The sequence below is a fragment of the Rhodoferax sp. genome (assembly GCF_030653815.1).
In the GTDB taxonomy this organism is placed as follows: Bacteria; Pseudomonadota; Gammaproteobacteria; order Burkholderiales; family Burkholderiaceae_C; genus Rhodoferax.
The window spans coordinates 38,630-57,409 of sequence record NZ_JAURYQ010000009.1; the positions used below are offsets into that span (position 1 = coordinate 38,630).

The window sequence follows — 18,780 nt, forward strand, 5'->3', positions numbered from 1 at the left end:
CTCACCATCGTCCCAGTAGGGCAATGCAGGGCTGCGGTAACATCGCCTGCCCAGCCAGAGCGTGCCTGTGACAGCGTGCAAGGCCCGCAATGGCTGTTACCAAAATACCCGATGAACGCCCCCACACAGCTTAAGTCCCTGATGCCTGCCGGCGCAATTGCCCCGCACGGGCCCGAACGCATCCGCGAAATTCCGTATAACTACACCTCGTTCTCTGACCGCGAGATCGTGATTCGCCTTTTGGGTGCACCAGCCTGGGACTGGTTGAACAAATTGCGCGAGGAACGCCGCACCGGCCGCTCGGCCCGCATGCTGTACGAGGTGCTGGGCGATATCTGGGTGGTGCAGCGCAACCCCTATCTGCAAGACGACCTGCTCGACAACCCGAAGCGCCGGGTATTGCTGGTGCAAGCCCTGCAGCACCGTCTGGGTGAAATTGAAAAGCGCCGCAAACCCGCCGACGATCCCGAGCGCGATGCCCTGGTGGGCCAGCTGCTTGACGTGGCGCGCCAGGCTGTGCAAGCCTTTGATGCCCATTTTGTCGAAACCGCCACCTTGCGCCGCCAGGCCCAAAAGGTGCTGGCCCGGCTGACCGCCAAGGACAACATCAAGTTTGATGGCCTGAGCCGCGTCAGCCATGTGACCGACGCCACCGACTGGCGCGTGGAGTACCCGTTTGTGGTGCTGACACCCGATTCCGAGGCCGAGATGGCGCATCTGGTCAAGGGCTGCATCGAGCTCGGTCTGACCATCATTCCGCGTGGCGGCGGCACGGGTTACACCGGCGGCGCCATTCCGCTGACCTGGAAGAGCGTGGTCATCAACACCGAAAAACTGGAAGCCATGACCGAGGTCGAAATGCGCACGCTGCCGGGCCTGGACCAGGAAGTCGGCACGGTCTGGACCGAGGCCGGTGTGGTGACCAGCCGGGTGGCCCATGCGGCCGAGCGCGCCGGTTTTGTCTTTGCGGTGGATCCCACCTCCGCCGATGCGTCGTGCATTGGCGGCAACATTGCCATGAACGCCGGCGGCAAAAAGGCCGTGTTGTGGGGCACCTCGCTGGACAACCTGGCCAGCTGGCGCATGGTGACACCGCAGGCTGAGTGGCTGGAGGTGACCCGCCTGAACCACAACATGGGCAAGATCCATGATGTGGACGTGGCCAGCTTCGAGTTGCAGTATTTCAAGGCCGACGGCAAAACGCCGCTGCGCTCAGAGCGCCTGGACATTGCCGGCAAATCTTTCCGCAAGGAGGGTCTGGGCAAGGACGTGACCGACAAGTTCCTGAGCGGCCTGCCCGGCATTCAAAAAGAGGGCTGTGACGGCCTGATCACCAGCGCGCGTTGGGTGGTGCACAAAATGCCCCAGCACACGCGCACCGTGTGCCTGGAGTTTTTTGGCAATGCCAAGGACGCCGTGCCCAGCATCGTCGAAATCAAGGACTTCATGTTCGCCGAGCAAAAGCGCTCCGGCGTGTTGCTGGCCGGGCTGGAGCATCTGGATGACCGCTACCTGAAAGCCGTGGGTTACACCACCAAGAGCAAGCGCGGTGCCGCCCTGAGCAGCGGCGGTGTGCCCAAGATGGTGTTGTTTGGCGACATTGCCGGCAACGATGCCGACGAGGTGGCGCGCGTTACCAGCGAGGTGGTGCGTATTGCCAACTCGCGCAGCGGCGAGGGTTTCATTGCCATCAGCCCCGAGGCGCGCAAGAAATTCTGGCTTGACCGCAAGCGCACGGCGGCCATCAGCCGCCACACCAATGCCTTCAAGATCAACGAGGACGTGGTGATCCCGCTGCCGCGCATGGCCGAGTACACCGACGGCATTGAGCGCATCAACATCGAGCTGAGCCTGCGCAACAAACTGGCGCTGTGCGATGCGCTGCAGGACTATTTCCAGCAAGGGCATCTGCCGGTGGGCCGGCAAGACGATGCCGGAGAAATCTCTGCCGCCGAATTGCTGGAAGACCGCGTCGCCCAGGCGCTGGCGCTGCTGGACGAGGTGCGCACGCTGTGGGCGGGCTGGCTGCGCGACGTCGAGCCGCTGTTTCCCCAGCTGCAGGACCATTCACTGCGTGCCAGCTGGAAGACGCAAATTCGCCAGCCTTTGCAGCAGATCTTCAGCGGTGTCGCCTTCGAGGCGATTCTGAAGGAATGCACCGCCATTCACCAGCGCGTGCTCAAGGGCCGGGTGTGGGTGGCGCTGCACATGCACGCCGGTGACGGCAATGTGCACACCAATATCCCGGTCAACAGCGACGACTACGACATGCTGCAGGCGGCCCATGGCGCGGTCAAGCGCATCATGGCGCTGGCGCGCAGCCTGGACGGCGTGATCTCGGGTGAGCACGGCATCGGCATCACCAAGCTGGAGTTTTTGAGCGATGCCGAGTTGCAGCCCTTCACGGACTACAAGGCCAAAGTCGACCCCGAGGGGCGTTTCAACAAAGGCAAACTGTTGCGTGCCGAGCCGACGCCAGATGCCTTGTATGCCGACCTGACCAACGCCTACACCCCCAGTTTCGGCCTGATGGGGCATGAGTCATTGATCATGCAGCAGAGCGACATCGGCGCCATTGCCGACAGCGTGAAAGACTGCCTGCGCTGTGGCAAGTGCAAACCGGTGTGCGCCACGCATGTGCCGCGCGCCAACTTGCTCTACAGCCCGCGCAACAAAATTCTGGCCACCTCGCTGCTGGTGGAAGCCTTTTTGTACGAAGAGCAAACCCGCCGCGGCGTCAGCATCAAGCACTGGCAGGAATTCGAGGACGTGGCCGACCATTGCACGGTGTGCCACAAGTGTCTGAGCCCGTGCCCGGTCAACATCGACTTTGGTGATGTCTCGATGGCCATGCGCAACCTGCTGCGCAAAATGGGCAAAAAGAGCTTCCGGCCCGCCGGGGCGGCGGCCATGTTCATGCTCAACGCCACCAATCCCGAGACCATCAAACTGGCGCGCTCGGTGATGGTCAACGTGGCCATCAAGGCGCAGCGCATGACGGCCGACGTGCTCAAAGTGATGGGCCGCAAACAAACCAAGGCGCCACCGGCCACGCTGGGCGCCGCGCCCATCAAGGAACAGGTGATCCACTTCATCAATAAAAAGCTGCCCGGTGGCCTGCCCAAGAAGACCGCGCGTGCCTTGCTGGACATTGAAGACAAGGATTACGTGCCGATCATCCGCAACCCCAAAACCACCACCTCCGAGACCGAAGCGGTGTTTTACTTTCCGGGTTGCGGCTCGGAGCGCCTGTTCAGCCAGGTTGGTCTGGCCACCCAGGCCATGCTGTGGCATGCCGGCGTGCAAACGGTGCTGCCACCGGGTTACCTGTGCTGTGGTTACCCGCAGCGCGGCGGCGGCCAGTTTGACAAGGCCGAGAAGATGATCACCGACAACCGGGTGCTGTTTCACCGGGTCGCCAACACGCTGAACTACCTGGACATCAAGACCGTGGTGGTGAGCTGTGGCACCTGTTACGACCAGCTGCAGGGCTACAAGTTTGAGGAAATCTTTCCCGGGTGCCGCATCATCGACATCCATGAGTACCTGCTGGAAAAGGGCATCACGCTGGCCAATGCCGGGGCGTTTTTATTCCACGACCCGTGCCATAGCCCGATGAAGTTGCAGGAACCGCTCAAGACGGTGAAGGCCTTGCTGGGTGACAATGTCATCCAGTCCGAGCGTTGCTGCGGCGAGTCCGGAACGCTGGCCCTGAACCGCCCCGACATCTCGACCCAGGTGCGTTTCCGCAAGGAAGAAGAGATATTGAAAGGCGAAGCGCAGTTGCGCCAGATCCCCGGCGTGGGCGCCAAGGACAACATCAAGATGCTGACCTCCTGCCCGGCTTGCTTGCAGGGTCTGAGCCGTTTTGGCGAAGACCTGCAAAACGGCCTGATGGAAACCGATTACATCGTGGTGGAGATGGCCAGGCAGATTCTGGGCGACCAGTGGATGCCGGACTACGTCAAGGTGGCCAACGACGGCGGCATTGAGCGCGTGCTGGTTTGAGTTGATTGACATATTAAAAGAGGTGACACACATGGCAGGTTTACAAGCGGGCGCCCCGGCGCCTCAAGACATCACGGTGCACAGCCAGTCGCGGGTGCTGGAAATCAGTTTCTCCGACGGCGCGAGCTTTCGGATTCCTTTTGAGTTGATGCGTGTTTATTCACCGTCTGCCGAAGTGGCGGGCCACGGGCCAGGCCAGGAGGTGCTGCAAACCGGCAAGCGCGAGGTCACTTTGAGCGGTCTGGAGCCGGTGGGTAACTACGCCATCCAGCCCAGCTTTTCAGACGGGCACGACACCGGCATTTATTCCTGGGACTATCTGTACTTTCTGGGTTCGCAGCAGGACAAGTTGTGGCTTGACTACAACGCCCGCCTGACCGCTGCCGGTGTCGATCGCGACGCGCCCATGCTTGAGAAGGCGGGCAGCAGTTGCGCCAGCCATTGAGGCATTTCCAAGTCCTATCGTTCTTCAATTATGAGCACTACACATTTCGGGTTCAAAAGCGTTGATGAGGCTGACAAAGCCAATCATGTCAAAGGCGTTTTTGATTCGGTCGCCCCCAAGTACGACGTCATGAACGACCTGATGTCGATGGGCCTGCATCGCGTCTGGAAAGCCTATACCGTCACGGTGGCCAACGTGCACGAGGGTGACAAGGTGCTCGACATTGCCGGCGGCACCGGCGACCTGGCCCTGGCCTTTGCTGCCAAGGTCGGCAAGAGCGGGCAGGTGGTGCACACCGACATCAACGAAGCCATGTTGCGCACCGGGCGTGACCGTCTGGTGGATGCCGGCGTGGTGCTGCCCACGCTGGTGTGTGATGCCGAAAAGCTGCCTTTTCCCGACCACCATTTCAACCTGGTCACGGTGGCTTTTGGCTTGCGCAACATGACGCACAAGGACGTGGCCCTGGCGGAGATGAACCGGGTGCTCAAGCCCGGTGGCAAGTTGCTGGTGCTCGAGTTTTCCAAGGTGGCCAAGCCGCTGGAAAAAGCCTACGACTGGTACTCGTTCAAGGTGCTGCCCAAGCTGGGCGAGTGGGTGGCAGGCGACGCCTCCAGTTACCAGTATCTGGCCGAGTCGATTCGCATGCATCCGAGCCAGGAAGAACTCAAATCCCTGATGAAGGCTAATGGCTTTGGCCATGTGGATTACCACAACATGACGGGTGGTCTGGTAGCCTTGCATGTCGGTATCAAATGTTGAGCGAATTCACGATCCCGGCACCCGATTATTTTTATTGATTCATAAAACTTGGAGATGGTATGAAACGATGGCTTTCAGTTTTGACGATGAGTCTGGTCCTGGTGACCGGTCACGCCGACGCGGCCAAGCGCTTTGGTGGTGGGTCCTCCTTTGGCAAGCAGTCCAGCAACGTGACGCAACGCCAGGCGGCACCCGCACCGGCGCCCACTCAGGCGGCTGCCGCCAAGGCGCCCGCAGCGGGCACTGCCGCTGCCGCAGCTCCCAAGAAGCCTTGGGGTGCCATGCTGGGTGGTCTGGCTGCCGGCCTGGGTCTGGCCTGGCTGGCCAGCTCGCTCGGCTTGGGTGAAGAGATGGGACAAATTTTGATGTTTGCCTTGCTGGCCATGGCCATCATGGCTGGCGTGGCCTGGTTCAAGCGGCGTAACAACGCGGCCTCGCGGACGTCGGCCTCGCCCTTTGCGTTTCAGGGCGCAGGGGCTGCCAGCCCTGCCAGCGTACCGGCCAGCTACCGTCCTGAAAATGTTGGCAATGACGCTTCAGCGCGGCCCTGGGAGCGCAATTCGGCAGCCTTTGACAGCACCCCGCTGGCAGGCGCTGCACCTGCTGCAAGCGGTTCGATGATCGGCTCGGGCCTGTCCGGTTCCCAGACCTGGGGTATCCCCGAGGGCTTTGATTCCGAGGGCTTTCTCACGGCGGCAAAAGCCAATTTTGTCTCGCTGCAGGCCGCTTGGGACAAATCCGACATTCCCGCCTTGCGTGTCATGATGACCGACACCATGCTGAAGGAAATCCAGGCCCAGCTCGCCGAGCGTGAGAATCACACGGGTGGTCCGGGCAATCAGACCGAGGTCGTGATGATCGAGGCCCATCTGCTCGGTATTGAAGATCTGGGCGACGAATACATGGCCAGTGTGGAGTTCACCGGCATGATCCGTGAGGAGCCCTCGGCGGGTGCCAGCCCGTTCCGCGAAGTCTGGAACATGATCAAGCCAAAAAATGGTCGCAGCGGCTGGTTGGTGGCAGGGGTTCAAGCCCTGCAGTAAGCGAAAGCGTTCTGTTTCAGGGAATAATGGGGTCTATGGCAACACAGACCCCTTTTTCTTTTCTGGAGAGTTTTGTAGAAAAACTCCCGCTCCCCAAATTGTCCCCTCCGGCCTGGGCTGTCAACGAGGCCCAGCGCCGCATTGTGCTGCTGCTGAATCATGTCCTGATGCAGGAGAGCGAGGCCATGGCGCGCCTGGTGCGCCAAAAAGACCGCATCATGCTGGTGCAGTGGCGCAGCTTTTATTTCAAGCTGGTGGCCACGCCGGCGGGCTTGCTGGATCTGGCGGACGAGCAGGCCAAGCCCGACCTGGTCCTGACCGTCACCGACGAGTCGCCTTTTGCGCTGGCGCAGGCGGTTTTCAAGGGTGAAAAGCCCGCCGTCCGGATTGAAGGCGATGTCCAGTTGGCCGCTGAAGTCAACTGGCTGACCGAGCATGTGCGCTGGGACATGGAAGAAGACCTGGCGCGCGTCATCGGTGACGTGCCGGCACACACCCTGAGCCAGATGGCCGGGACCCTGAGCAGCAGCCTGCGGGAGTTTTTGGCCAAGGCAGCAGCGTTTGCGCCCGGCAAGTCAGCCAAATGACCAATATTTTTCGCGGGGCCTTCATCCTGTGGGTGATGTTGCGCAATGGCCTGGATGAACTGGCCCTGACCAGCTTCAATAAACCCTGGTTGCTGCGCCTGACCAAAATATTGACCTTGGGGCGCAAGCTCGACGCGCCCCGGGGTCAGCGCATTCGTGAAACGCTGGAAAGCCTCGGCCCCATTTTTGTCAAATTTGGCCAGGTGCTGTCGACCCGGCGCGACCTGCTGCCGGTGGACATTGCCGACGAACTGGCGCTGCTGCAAGACCGGGTGCCGCCGTTTCCAAGCGAGGTGGCGGTGGCCATCATCGAGCGCGCGTTTGGCAAGTCGGTGAACGATATTTTTGTTTCGTTTGAACATCAGCCAGTCGCCAGCGCTTCCATTGCCCAGGTTCATTTCGCGGTGCTCAAGGACCGGCAGGGCCAGTCGCGCGACGTCGCGGTCAAGGTGCTGCGCCCAGACATGCTGTCGGTCATCAACAAAGACCTGGCCTTGTTGCGCATGATGGCGGGCTGGGTGGAGAGCCTGTCGGACGACGGCAAACGCCTCAAGCCGCGCGAGGTGGTGGCTGAATTTGACAAATACCTGCACGACGAACTCGACCTGGTGCGCGAGGCCTCCAGTGCAGCCCAGCTGCGCCGCAACATGGCCGACCTGGACCTGGTGTTGATTCCGGAGATGTACTGGGATTACTGCATGCCCGAGGTGATCGTGATGGAGCGCATGAAAGGCGCGCCGATCAACCAGGTGGAGCGTTTGCGTGCAGCGGGTATTGATATCCCGAAGTTGGCGCGCGATGGGGTCACCATCTTTTTCACCCAGGTGTTTCGCGACGGCTTCTTTCACGCCGACATGCACCCCGGCAACATCCAGGTGAGCCTGGAGCCTGCCACCTTTGGCCGCTACATTTCGCTTGACTTCGGCATTGTCGGTACCCTGACCGAAGGCGACAAGGAATACCTGGCGCAAAACTTCATTGCCTTTTTCCGCCGCGACTACAAGCGTGTGGCCGAGCTGCACATCGAGTCGGGCTGGGTGCCCGCTGCCACCCGCGTGGATGAGCTCGAAGCCGCGGTGCGTGCTGTTTGCGAGCCCTACTTTGATCGGCCGCTCAAGGAGTTGTCGCTGGGCATGATCCTGATGCGCCTGTTCCAGACCTCGCGCCGGTTCCAGGTCGAGATCCAACCGCAACTGGTGCTGCTGCAAAAAACCCTGCTCAATATTGAAGGGCTGGGGCGCCAGCTTGATCCTGACCTGGACTTGTGGCACACCGCCAAACCCTTTCTTGAAAAGTGGATGATGGAACAGATCGGTCCCAAGAAGCTGATTGACGAGCTGCGCAACGAGGCGCCACGCTACGCCAAGCTGCTGCCCGAGCTGCCCCGCCTGCTGTTTGATTTTCTCAAGCATCCGCCTGCTGACGCCAGTGCCAGGGAGCTGCGTGCCTTGCTGGTCGAGCAGCGCCGCACCAACAAGCTGCTGCAGTCCCTGGTGTACGGCGTGATTGGCTTTGTGCTGGGCCTGATCGTGATGCAGATATTGGTGCGCGTGCAGATTTTCTAGCCTGGGTCGGCCCTGAGCTCCGGAATTCGGGGGCGACTTTATAATCACGGGTTTTGCGACTCCCTTACACAGGTCTGATTACCATGCCCATTTATGCCTACAAATGCAACGCCTGCGGCTTTGCCCAGGATGTGTTGCAAAAAATGTCCGACCCCGTGCTCACCGAGTGCCCCACCTGCGGCCAGGCCAGCTTTGCCAAGCAGCTCACCGCGGCTGGCTTTCAGCTCAAGGGTTCGGGTTGGTATGCCACCGATTTCAAGGGGGGGAGTGCGGCTGCTTCGGCCGTCGCCCCGGCGGCAGGCGCCTCGGCCGCCCCAGCGGAGGCTGCGAGCAGCGTGGCCGCTCCGGCCAAAACAGAGGCTGCGCCTGCGGCCAGTGCCTGTGGTGGTGGCTGTGCCTGCCATAGCTGAATCCCTTCTCTTCGAAAGTTTCTGTGCCTTTTAGAAAATACCTGCTGACCGGTTTGCTGGTCTGGCTGCCGACGGCCATCACCTTCGCCGTGCTGTTGTGGCTGATGGAATTGCTTGATGGCATTTTTGTTGGCTTGCTGACCGTGTTGCAGGCCATGCTGCCGGGATCCTTGATGAATACCCTGGAGTATTTCAAGCATATTCCGGGGCTCGGGGTCATCCTGGTCTTCGGTGGTCTTTTGCTCACCGGTGCGCTGGTGACCAATGTGGCGGGACGCTGGTGGCTGGTGCAGTGGCATCGCATCCAGACCAAGATTCCGGTGTTCAAGACCATCTACACCAGTGTCAAGAAAGTTTCTGACACGCTGTTTTCCAGCAACGGCAATGCTTTTCGCACGGCGCTGCTGGTGCAGTACCCGCGCCAGGGGGCCTGGACCATCGCATTTCAAACCGGTGTGCCCGGTGGCGAGGTGGCGCAGCATCTGGGCCCGGACTTTGTCAGCGTGTATGTGCCCACCACACCCAACCCCACCAGTGGCTTCTTCCTGATGGTGCCGCGCAGCGATGTGATCGAGCTCAACATGAGTGTGGATGAAGCCTTGACCTATGTGATTTCGATGGGTTCGGTGCCTCCCGCTGCGCCGGATCTGTTACCCAAATAATTTTTTGATAACCCGCCACTTGTTCCAGGTGGTTTTAGAAAGCAGTTTTATGGCGATGCGTTCTCATTATTGCGGTCTCGTGACCGAAGCCCTGATGGGCGAAACCGTGACCTTGTGCGGTTGGGTCAACCGTCGACGTGACCACGGCGGCGTGATTTTTGTTGATGTGCGCGACCGCGAAGGTTACGTGCAAGTGGTGTGCGACCCCGACCGGGCCGAGATGTTCGGTGTGGCTGAAGACCTGCGCAACGAGTTTTGCATCCAGGTCAAGGGCCTGGTGCGCGCGCGCCCGGACGGCACCGTCAATGCCAACCTCAAGAGCGGCAAGATCGAGGTGTTGTGCCATGAGCTCAAGGTGCTCAACCCCTCGGTCACGCCGCCGTTCCAGCTGGATGAGGAAAACCTCAGCGAGACCACGCGTCTGACGCACCGGGTGCTGGACTTGCGTCGCCCCTACATGCAAAACAACCTCCTGCTGCGCTACCGCGTGACCATGGAAGTGCGCAAGTTCCTGGACGCCAACGGTTTTGTCGACATTGAAACCCCCATGCTGACCAAGAGCACGCCCGAAGGCGCGCGTGACTACCTGGTGCCCAGCCGGGTTCATGATGGCCACTTTTTTGCGCTGCCGCAAAGCCCGCAGCTGTTCAAGCAGTTGCTGATGGTGGCTGGGTTCGATCGCTACTATCAGATCACCAAGTGCTTCCGCGACGAAGACCTGCGCGCCGACCGCCAGCCTGAATTCACCCAGATCGATATTGAAACCTCGTTCATGGACGAAGAAGACATTCGGGCCATGTTCCAGGGCATGATCAAGACCGTGTTCCAGAACACGCTGGGCGTTGACCTGGGCGAGTTCCCGGTCATGAGCTACCAGGAAGCCGCGCGCCGCTATGGCTCGGACAAGCCCGACCTGCGTGTCAAGCTTGAATTTACCGAACTCACCGACGTCATGGCCGATGTCGACTTCAAGGTGTTCTCCACGCCCGCCACCACCAAGGGTGGCCGTGTGGTGGCGCTGTGCGTGCCCGGTGGTGCCGAGATCACCCGCAGTGAAATTGACAACTACGGCGAATTCGTCAAGATTTACGGTGCCAAGGGTCTGGCCTGGATCAAGGTCAATGACGTCACCAACGGGCGTGAGGGCCTGCAAAGCCCGATCGTCAAAAACCTGCATGACGCGGCGCTGGCTGAAATCCTGAAACGCACTGGCGCCAAGGACGGCGATATTTTGTTTTTTGGCGCCGACAAGGAAAAAATTGTCAACGACGCCATCGGTGCGCTGCGCATCAAGATCGGCCACAGCGCCTTCGGCAAGAAGAATGGCCTGTTCGAAGACCGCTGGGCACCGCTGTGGGTGGTGGACTTCCCGATGTTCGAACACGACGAAGAGTCCGACCGCTGGATGGCGGTGCACCACCCCTTCACCGCACCCAAGGACGGCCATGAAGACCTGATGGTCACGGACCCGGCCAAGTGCATCTCCAAGGGCTACGACATGGTGCTCAACGGTTGGGAAATGGGCGGCGGTTCGGTCCGTATCCACCGCGCCGATGTGCAGAAAAAGGTGTTCGACGCGCTCAAGATCACGCCCGAAGAAGCACAGCAGAAGTTTGGCTTCCTGCTCGACGCGCTGCAGTACGGCGCGCCGCCCCACGGTGGCCTGGCCTTTGGCCTGGACCGCATCGTCACCCTGATGACCGGCGCCGAGTCGATTCGTGACGTGATCGCCTTCCCCAAAACCCAGCGTGCCCAGTGCCTGCTGACCCAAGCCCCCAGCCCGGTGGACGAGAAACAGTTGCGCGAGTTGCACATTCGCCTGCGTACCCCCGAGGCGCCCAAGGTGGCGTAAGTTTGTCCAGACGCGTTTGATGCAAAATGAAAGGGCGCCAACTCGGCGCCCTTTTTAATTGGAATGCTTTTTTCTCCGTGACTGCCGCTTCTCACTCCTTCAAAATTCCGCAGTCGGTGCTGGTCGTCATCCATACCCCCGCGCTCGAGGTGCTGTTGATCAAACGTGCCGACGTCGATGATTTCTGGCAATCGGTGACGGGCAGCAAGGACAGTCTGGATGAGACATTTCTGGAAACTGCCCAGCGCGAGGTGATGGAAGAGACCGGCATTGATTGCGGTCCGGGCTCAAAGCTGGCGGATGAGTTGCAGGACTGGCATCTTGAAAATGTGTACGAAATTTATCCGCGTTGGCGCCATCGCTACGCGCCCGGCGTCACCCACAACGCCGAGCATTTGTTTGGCCTGCAAATGCCGGCAGTCACGCCGGTGCGCTTGAGTCCGCATGAACACACGGCCTACCAGTGGCTGCCCTGGCGTGAAGCCGCTGCGGCCTGTTTTTCTTCCTCCAATGCCGAGGCCTGTTTGCTCTTGCCCCGCTTTGCCTCTAGCCAAAGGCGCTGATGAACATCATTCGGGTTGCCACATACAACATTCACAAAGGTGTGCAAGGCCTGGGGCCGGCGCGGCGCCTGGAAATTCACAACCTGGGGCTGGCGGTCGAGTCGCTCGATGCCGACGTGGTCTGCCTGCAGGAAGTGCGCCATAGCAACCGCCTGGAAGCGAAACGTTTTCCTCATTGGCCCGAGTTGGCGCAAGCCGAATTTTTGGCACCTCAGGGCTACGAGGCGGTGTACCGCACCAACGCCATCACGCGCCATGGCGAGCACGGCAATGCCCTGCTGTCACGCTGGCCGGTGCTGGGACACCAGCATGAAGACATGTCGGACCACCGGCTGGAGCAACGCGGTTTTTTGCATGTGACCCTCGACTTGCACGGCCAGAGCGTTCATGTGCTGGTGGTGCACCTGGGGCTGGTCAAGGCCAGCCGGGTGCGCCAGGTGGCGCAGTTGCAGCGTTTTATTGCCCGTGAAATTCCAGCCAAGGCGCCCTTGCTGGTGGCGGGTGACTTCAACGACTGGGGCAAGAGTGTGCAGGCGGCGCTGGCGCAGACCGGCTTGCACACCTGGGATGCGCGCCAGCCCACCTATCCGTCGCGCTTGCCATTGGCGCAGTTGGACTATGTGTTTGCGCGCGGCCTCACGCCGATGGGCTTGATGGTGCCGCGCGGGCGCATCTGGGGACGCATGTCCGACCATTTGCCCCTGATTGCCGAATTTGCCTTGCCCGTGAGCTGATTCGGCGCATGTTCACAGCCGGTCATCAGGTGGATTTATTGCAAGGAACGCAGGAGTTCTTTCCCGCCCTGGTGCAGGCGATGGACCGCAGCGTGCATGAGATTCGCCTGGAAACCTATATTTTCAGCGTGGAAGCCAGTGGTGCCCAGGTTGCCCAGGCCCTGGAGCGCGCCGCTCGGCGCGGGGTCAAGGTGTTTGTCGTGATGGATGGTGCCGGCACCGATGGCCTGAGCCCGGAATGGGTGAGCCGCTTTTCGGCAGCGGGTGTGGCCTGGCATATCTTTTCCCCGCTGGGTCGTACCGGTTTCCTGATTCCGAACCGCTGGCGCCGTTTGCATCGCAAATTGTGCGTGGTGGATGGCCATGTGGCATTTTGCGGCGGCATCAATGTACTGGACGATTTTTATGACCCCAACCACGGAGTGCTGGAGGCCCCGCGCTTTGATTTTGCGGTGCGCGTGACCGGACCCCTGGTGGAGTCGGCGCACGCCGCCACGCTGCAATTCTGGTGGCGTTTGCAGGCCACGCGCATCGGGCGTCAGGGTGATCTGGCCGCCGCCTGGCAAGTCTTGCATTTGGCCAACCAGTCCGACCCGGATGCTGTGCCGGCGGCCGATGACAGCCATGTGGCTGGCGCCCTGGCGCAAACACGGGCTGGCCTGATCCTGCGCGACAACGTGCGGCATCGCACCCACATCGAGCGGGCCTACCGTCAGGCCATTGGTGAGGCACAGCATGACATCATCATTTCCAACGCCTATTTTTTGCCGGGCCGAAAAATCCGCCGGGGCCTGGTGCATGCCGCCCAGCGTGGCGTGCGGGTGCGCTTGTTGCTGCAGGGGCGCTATGAGTACTTCATGCAGTACCACGCAGCGCGCATGGTCTACGGCAAATTGCTGGCCGCCGGTGTGGAGATCACCGAATACCAAGTGAGTTTCCTGCATGCCAAGGTCGCGGTGATCGACGGTCATTGGGCCACCGTGGGTTCCTCCAACCTCGATCCCTTGAGCCTGTTGCTGGCACGCGAGGCCAATGTGGTGGTCGATGATGTGGCGTTTGCGCAGAATTTGCAGGCGCGCCTGGAGCACGCCATGGCGGTGGCAGGCACGCGGGTGGACCCCGCGGACTATGCCGCCCGGCCGTTTGTGCAGCGCATGCTTGACAGGGTGGCCTACGTCATCATGCGTGGCTTGCTGTTTGTCAGTGGAAAACGCTATTAAATATAGAGCTATTAACACAATAAGAACAAGCTATCGGGGTAAATAACCTTGTTGGAGAAAGACTGCTAACATTGTTCGACATTCAATTACAGCTTGCTTAACCCATGAATTCAGCTCCCGTCGAAGAAGGCACACCGGTCTCCGTCAAAATCCGTGAACGTGTTCTGGCCGCGCGCAAGCGCTTCCACGCCAATGACAACATTGCGGACTTCATCCAGCCCGGCGAACTGGAGCTCTTGCTGGACGAGGTTGAAGAAAAAATGAAGGGGGTGCTGGGCAGCCTGGTGATTGACACCGAGCATGACCACAACACCGACGACACCGCGCGCCGCGTGGCCAAGATGTACGTCAAGGAAGTGTTTCAGGGCCGTTATGTCAAGGCACCGACCATCACCGAATTCCCCAATGCCGAACACCTCAATGAGCTGATGATCGTCGGCCCCATCACCGTGCGCAGCGCTTGCAGCCACCATTTTTGTCCCATCATGGGCAAGATCTGGATCGGCGTGCTGCCCAATGAGCACACCAATGTGATCGGCTTGTCAAAATACGCTCGGCTGGCCGAATGGGTCATGGGCCGCCCGCAAATCCAGGAAGAGGCGGTGGTGCAACTGGCTGACCTGATCCAGCAAAAAACCCAACCTGATGGCTTGGCCATCGTCATGGAAGCCACGCATTTCTGTATGGGCTGGCGTGGTGTCAAGGACGTTGACAGCAAGATGATCAACTCGGTGATGCGCGGCAGTTTCCTGAAGGACGCCAATTTGCGTCGCGAATTTTTGTCTTTGATTCCCCAGAAAGGTTAACCATGTTGGTTCGTTTGTTGTATGCCAGCCGGGCGGTGGACACCAGCTCCGAGGCCATAGAGTCCATCCTGCACCAGTCGCGTGACCACAACCCCAGCACTGGCGTGACAGGTGTCCTGTGTTACGGCGGCGGTATTTTCTTGCAGGCCCTGGAGGGGGGCCGCATGGCGGTCAGTCAACTTTATGGGCACATTCAGCGCGACCCGCGTCACAAGGACGTGGTGCTGCTGCAATACGAAGAGATCTCGGAACGCCGGTTCTCCGGCTGGACCATGGGTGAGGTCAACATGAACCGCATCAACGCGGCTATTTTGCTCAAATATGCCGAAAAACCCGAGCTCGACCCTTACTCTGTCTCGGGCAGTGTTTCCATGGCCCTGCTCGAAGAGCTGATCGCCACCGCGTCCATCATCGGTCGCGTTTGATTCGTGCCTGCCAGCGTCCTGCTGGGTTGTGATTTCTCCAGCGCACCGACACCCAGGAAAACCATTGTCTTGGCCATCGGCGAGTTGCACCCGGGCCGGGTGCAACTGGTCCGACTGGTGCATTTCCCATCGCTGCTTGATTTCTCAGAGTGGCTCAAGCAAGACCAAAGCTGGGTCGGCGCGTTCGATTTGCCGTTTGGTCTGCCACGCGAACTGGTGCAAACGCTGGGTTGGCCGACCGATTGGGCTGGCTGCATGGCGCACTACAGCGCGCTGAGCCGGGAGCAGATTCGCCAGGCCTTTGCGGCCTTTTGCCAGGCGCGCCCGGTGGGTGGCAAATTTGCCCATCGCGCGACCGACGGGCCTGCCGGCTCCAGCCCGAGCATGAAGTGGGTGAATCCACCCGTGGCTTTCATGATGCATGCCGGGGTGCCGCTGCTACTACAGGCCGGGGCCACGCTGCCGGGACTGCATCAAGGTGGTGAGCCCCTGAAAATCGCGCTTGAGGGCTACCCCGGCCTGCTGGCGCGCGAGGTGCTCGGTCAGCGCAGTTACAAGGCGGACGACAAGGCGCGGCAGACGCCCGAGCGCCTGATTGCCCGCAAGGACCTGATCACGGCGCTGGAGCACGGCCATACCCGGCTGGGTTTGCGCCTCAAGCTCAGCCACGCCCAGCGCGACGCGCTGGCTGACGATGCCCGGGGTGACGCGCTGGACGCCGTGTTGTGCCTGATGCAGGCGGCCTGGGCGCAAACGCGGCATGACGCGGGTGATACACGCTACGGCTTGCCCGCGCAGATGGATCCGCTGGAAGGCTGGATCGTCAGCGCCTGAGTTTTTTCATGTGGCGAAAAATTCTTTGTCTGTGTTTGTTGCTGCCTCTGTGCGCGCAGGCCCGGGTCTGGCTGGGCGAAGTCACCCATGTGTCGGACGGTGACACGCTGTGGATCAAGGCCGGGCGGGGCGTGGCACCGCGCAAGGTGCGCCTGTTGGGCCTGGATGCGCCCGAGTTGTGTCAGCCGGGTGGTGAGGCTTCCCGCGCCGCCTTGCAAGCCCTGGTGGTCAACAAGCCGGTGCAGGTGAACGTGAACTTTCAGGATACTTATGGCCGTGATCTGGCCCGGCTGCAGGTGGATGGGCGTGATGTCGGGGCTGCTTTGGTCGGCGCCGGCCATGCCTGGTCAAGCCGCTGGCGCGGCAGTCCGGGCCCTTATGCGGTCCAGGAAGCGTTGGCAAAAGCGGCCAGGCTGGGGCTGTTTGCCGATCCGGCGGCGCTGTTGCCGCGCGACTTTCGCAAGCGTCACGGCCCTTGCCAGACCGGGCGTCAGGCGTTCAAGCCGGGGTAGGCTCGGGTGCCGGGCTGCCGCACACCGGGCATGCGCCGTGGCGACCAATGCGAACTTCGGTAAATTCCATGGCGCGGCCATCCAGCATCAACAGGCGGCCGGTCAGGGCTCGGCCGGCGCCACTGATCAGCTTGAGGGCCTCGGCGGCCTGCATGGTGCCAATGATGCCCACCAGCGGCGCAAAGACCCCCATGGTGGCGCAGCGGGTTTCTTCAAAAGTAGCCTCGGGCGGGAAGACACAGGCGTAGCAAGGTGACAAGCTGTCGCGCGCGTCGTACACGCTGAGCTGGCCGTCGAAGCGGATGGCGGCCCCCGAGATCAGAGGTGTTTTGTGCGCCACACAAGCCGCGTTGATGGCGTGCCGGGTGGCAAAGTTGTCGCAACAGTCCAGCACCACATCCGCTTGCGCCACCAGTTGGCCCAAGAGCACGGCATCGGCACGTTGCTGCACCGTCGTCACGTGCACCCCCGGGTTGATCTGGGCAATGGCGGTCTGGATGGACTGAACCTTGGGGTGGCCGACGCGGTCCACCGTATGGGCCACCTGGCGCTGCAGGTTGGTCAGGTCCACCGTGTCGTGATCCACCACGGTGATGTGGCCGACACCGGCCGAGGCCAGGTACAGCGCCACCGGGGACCCCAGGCCGCCGGCGCCAATGATCAGTGCGTGCGCCGCCAGGATGCGCTCCTGGCCTTCGATCCCGACTTCATTGAGCAGGATGTGGCGCGAATAGCGCAGCAGCTCGTCATCGGTCATGAACCCGCCCTTAGTTCTCTTTTTCAGCTTGAGGCCGCTCGACCAGGGTCTTGCTGACGATGACCGGCAAGCCCTTGAGCTGGTTCAAGGCCTGGGTCAGCGGGAAGTCCTTGGCCGAACCCAGCTCGGGGAGCCGGCGCTCGGAGGCCGGCTTTTTCATTTCTTCTTCGAGTTTGATGCGGGCGTCTTCCCGGGATTTTTCACGGGCGGCGTCCTTGACCTCTGCGCCCTGACCACTGGACAGGTGCTTTTCCAGGTCGGCTTCACGCGTGCGCAGGGCGGCAAACAGGTTGCCGTCGGCGCTCTCGTCGATCATCACGTCAGGCACGATGCCCTTGGCCTGGATCGACTTGCCGCTGGGCGTGTAGTAGCGGCTGGTCGTGAGCTTGAGCGCCGCGGTGGGGCAGTTGTCCATGCGGAAAGCAGAGTCCAGGCAGACCGCGGTTTGCACCGAACCCTTGCCAAAGGTCTGGTTGCCGAGCAATTTGGCGCGCTGGTGATCTTGCAGGGCGCCGGCCACGATCTCGCTGGCCGAGGCCGAGCCTTCGTTGACCAGCACCACCAGTGGCACCGACTTGAGGGCGCCGCGCGTGACTTCTTCCAGCCGTTTGAGCGGGTCGGCACCGCCACGGCGCTGGTAGTAGCGCGGTGACGCCTTGTAGACAAACTTGCTGTCGTCGAGTTGGCCATTGGCCGACACCACGGTCACGTTCTCGGGCAGAAAGGCCGCCGAAATGGCCACGGCAGCATCCAGATAACCGCCCGGATCGTTGCGCAAGTCCAGCACCAGGCCCTTGAGCTGGGGCTCCTGCTTGTAGATGTCTTCCACCTTGCGCGCGAAATCGGCCACGGTGCGCTCCTGGAACTGGCTGATGCGCACCCAGGCATAGCCGGGCTCGATCAGCTTGGCCTTGACGCTTTGGGTCTTGATTTCTTCGCGTGTGATGGTGACCGGGAAGGTGCGGTTTTCGTCCTTGCGGAAGACGCTCAGGACCACTTTGGTGTTGGGCTCGCCGCGCATGCGCTTGACGCCTTCGTTGAGCGTCATGCCCTTGACCGGGGTCTCGTCAATCTTGACGATCAGGTCGTTGGGCTTGAGCCCTGCGCGGTCTGCGGGGGAGTCTTCGATCGGCGACACCACCTTGATGAGGCCGTCTTCCTGGGAGATTTCAATGCCCACGCCGACAAACCTGCCGGTCGTGCCTTCGTTGAAGTCCTTCAGCGCTTTCTTGTCAAGGTAGACCGAATGCGGGTCCAGGCCGGCCACCATGCCGGCGATGGCATCGGTGATGAGCTTTTTCTCATCCACCGGCTCGACATAATTGGTCTTGACCATGCCAAACACGGCGGCCAATTGCTGCAGCTCTTCCAGCGGCAAAGGGGCCAGCGCACCCCGCGCCACGGTCTGCAATGAGACGGTGGTCAGGGCGCCCGCGACCACGCCAACCGAGATCCAGCCAGCGACTTTTAATTTGTGACCCATTGTGTTTCCATGCCTTTTGAGCGGTTAAAGATGACCCGTTTGACGAGTTTGTGCATGTTAAAAAAGGAATAAATGCAGAGGTCCGGTCAATGCTGTCACTGCATTCTAAAAT

General features: G+C 61.0%; 18 protein-coding genes. 16 read left to right on the forward strand and 2 right to left on the reverse strand.

The genetic code is table 11. The features are described from left to right. The first annotated feature begins 111 nt into the window (after nucleotides 1-111). The 16 genes from Q7U49_RS03170 to Q7U49_RS03245 all read left to right on the forward strand — a co-directional run bounded on the left by Q7U49_RS03170 (nucleotide 112) and on the right by Q7U49_RS03245 (nucleotide 16,428). A complete protein-coding gene (locus tag Q7U49_RS03170) occupies nucleotides 112-4,008 on the forward strand; it encodes an FAD/FMN-binding oxidoreductase (protein ID WP_304762304.1) in 3,897 nt (1,298 codons plus the stop codon). Between the two features lie 31 nt (nucleotides 4,009-4,039). Beyond that, on the forward strand, nucleotides 4,040-4,453 hold the full coding sequence (locus Q7U49_RS03175) for a DUF971 domain-containing protein (protein ID WP_304762305.1): 414 nt from the start codon (nucleotides 4,040-4,042) through the stop codon (nucleotides 4,451-4,453). A gap of 30 nt (nucleotides 4,454-4,483) precedes the next feature. Then, nucleotides 4,484-5,215 (forward strand): bifunctional demethylmenaquinone methyltransferase/2-methoxy-6-polyprenyl-1,4-benzoquinol methylase UbiE, encoded by a 732-nt coding sequence (gene ubiE, locus Q7U49_RS03180; protein WP_304762306.1) that lies wholly within the window; start codon nucleotides 4,484-4,486, stop codon nucleotides 5,213-5,215. A 59-nt stretch (nucleotides 5,216-5,274) separates the two neighbouring features. Next, a complete protein-coding gene (locus Q7U49_RS03185) occupies nucleotides 5,275-6,258 on the forward strand; it encodes a Tim44 domain-containing protein (protein ID WP_304762307.1) in 984 nt (327 codons plus the stop codon). A gap of 35 nt (nucleotides 6,259-6,293) precedes the next feature. Then, the gene (locus Q7U49_RS03190) at nucleotides 6,294-6,845 is read left to right on the forward strand and encodes a hypothetical protein (protein WP_304762308.1); all 552 of its coding nucleotides are present in this window, start codon (nucleotides 6,294-6,296) and stop codon (nucleotides 6,843-6,845) included. Then, on the forward strand, nucleotides 6,842-8,410 hold the full coding sequence (gene ubiB, locus Q7U49_RS03195) for a ubiquinone biosynthesis regulatory protein kinase UbiB (RefSeq protein ID WP_304762309.1): 1,569 nt from the start codon (nucleotides 6,842-6,844) through the stop codon (nucleotides 8,408-8,410). Before Q7U49_RS03190 ends, ubiB begins: the two co-directional genes overlap by 4 nt. Before the next feature lie 83 nt (nucleotides 8,411-8,493). After that, on the forward strand, nucleotides 8,494-8,820 hold the full coding sequence (locus Q7U49_RS03200) for an FmdB family zinc ribbon protein (protein ID WP_304762310.1): 327 nt from the start codon (nucleotides 8,494-8,496) through the stop codon (nucleotides 8,818-8,820). A gap of 23 nt (nucleotides 8,821-8,843) precedes the next feature. Then, complete coding sequence (locus Q7U49_RS03205) at nucleotides 8,844-9,482, forward strand: DUF502 domain-containing protein (protein ID WP_304762311.1); 639 nt, start codon at nucleotides 8,844-8,846, stop codon at nucleotides 9,480-9,482. Nucleotides 9,483-9,531: 49 nt separating this feature from the next. Next, the gene (gene aspS, locus Q7U49_RS03210) at nucleotides 9,532-11,334 is read left to right on the forward strand and encodes an aspartate--tRNA ligase (protein WP_304762312.1); all 1,803 of its coding nucleotides are present in this window, start codon (nucleotides 9,532-9,534) and stop codon (nucleotides 11,332-11,334) included. A gap of 77 nt (nucleotides 11,335-11,411) precedes the next feature. Next, on the forward strand, nucleotides 11,412-11,897 hold the full coding sequence (gene nudB / locus Q7U49_RS03215) for a dihydroneopterin triphosphate diphosphatase (RefSeq protein WP_304762313.1): 486 nt from the start codon (nucleotides 11,412-11,414) through the stop codon (nucleotides 11,895-11,897). Further along, entirely contained in the window at nucleotides 11,897-12,631 is a 735-nt protein-coding gene (locus Q7U49_RS03220; protein ID WP_304762314.1) for an endonuclease/exonuclease/phosphatase family protein, read from the forward strand. Before nudB ends, Q7U49_RS03220 begins: the two co-directional genes overlap by 1 nt. An 8-nt stretch (nucleotides 12,632-12,639) precedes the next feature. Next, nucleotides 12,640-13,851 (forward strand): cardiolipin synthase ClsB, encoded by a 1,212-nt coding sequence (gene clsB / locus Q7U49_RS03225; RefSeq protein ID WP_304762315.1) that lies wholly within the window; start codon nucleotides 12,640-12,642, stop codon nucleotides 13,849-13,851. Nucleotides 13,852-13,955: 104 nt separating this feature from the next. Further along, nucleotides 13,956-14,657 carry a GTP cyclohydrolase I gene (folE, locus tag Q7U49_RS03230; protein ID WP_304762316.1) on the forward strand — a complete coding sequence of 234 codons (702 nt, stop codon included), beginning with the start codon at nucleotides 13,956-13,958 and terminating at the stop codon, nucleotides 14,655-14,657. A gap of 2 nt (nucleotides 14,658-14,659) precedes the next feature. Continuing rightward, a complete protein-coding gene (locus tag Q7U49_RS03235; RefSeq protein ID WP_304762317.1) occupies nucleotides 14,660-15,082 on the forward strand; it encodes a BLUF domain-containing protein in 423 nt (140 codons plus the stop codon). A gap of 3 nt (nucleotides 15,083-15,085) precedes the next feature. Continuing rightward, entirely contained in the window at nucleotides 15,086-15,916 is an 831-nt protein-coding gene (locus Q7U49_RS03240; RefSeq protein WP_304762318.1) for a DUF429 domain-containing protein, read from the forward strand. 8 nt (nucleotides 15,917-15,924) lie between these two features. Beyond that, complete coding sequence (locus tag Q7U49_RS03245; protein WP_304762319.1) at nucleotides 15,925-16,428, forward strand: thermonuclease family protein; 504 nt, start codon at nucleotides 15,925-15,927, stop codon at nucleotides 16,426-16,428. Here Q7U49_RS03245 and Q7U49_RS03250 read toward each other — a convergent pair. Both Q7U49_RS03250 and Q7U49_RS03255 read right to left on the reverse strand, forming a co-directional pair. Next, the gene (locus tag Q7U49_RS03250) at nucleotides 16,415-17,185 is read right to left on the reverse strand and encodes a molybdopterin-synthase adenylyltransferase MoeB (RefSeq protein WP_304762320.1); all 771 of its coding nucleotides are present in this window, start codon (nucleotides 17,183-17,185) and stop codon (nucleotides 16,415-16,417) included. The genes Q7U49_RS03245 and Q7U49_RS03250 overlap by 14 nt on opposite strands. Nucleotides 17,186-17,195: 10 nt before the next feature. Beyond that, entirely contained in the window at nucleotides 17,196-18,668 is a 1,473-nt protein-coding gene (locus tag Q7U49_RS03255; RefSeq protein ID WP_304762321.1) for a S41 family peptidase, read from the reverse strand. Nucleotides 18,669-18,780 lie beyond the last annotated feature (112 nt).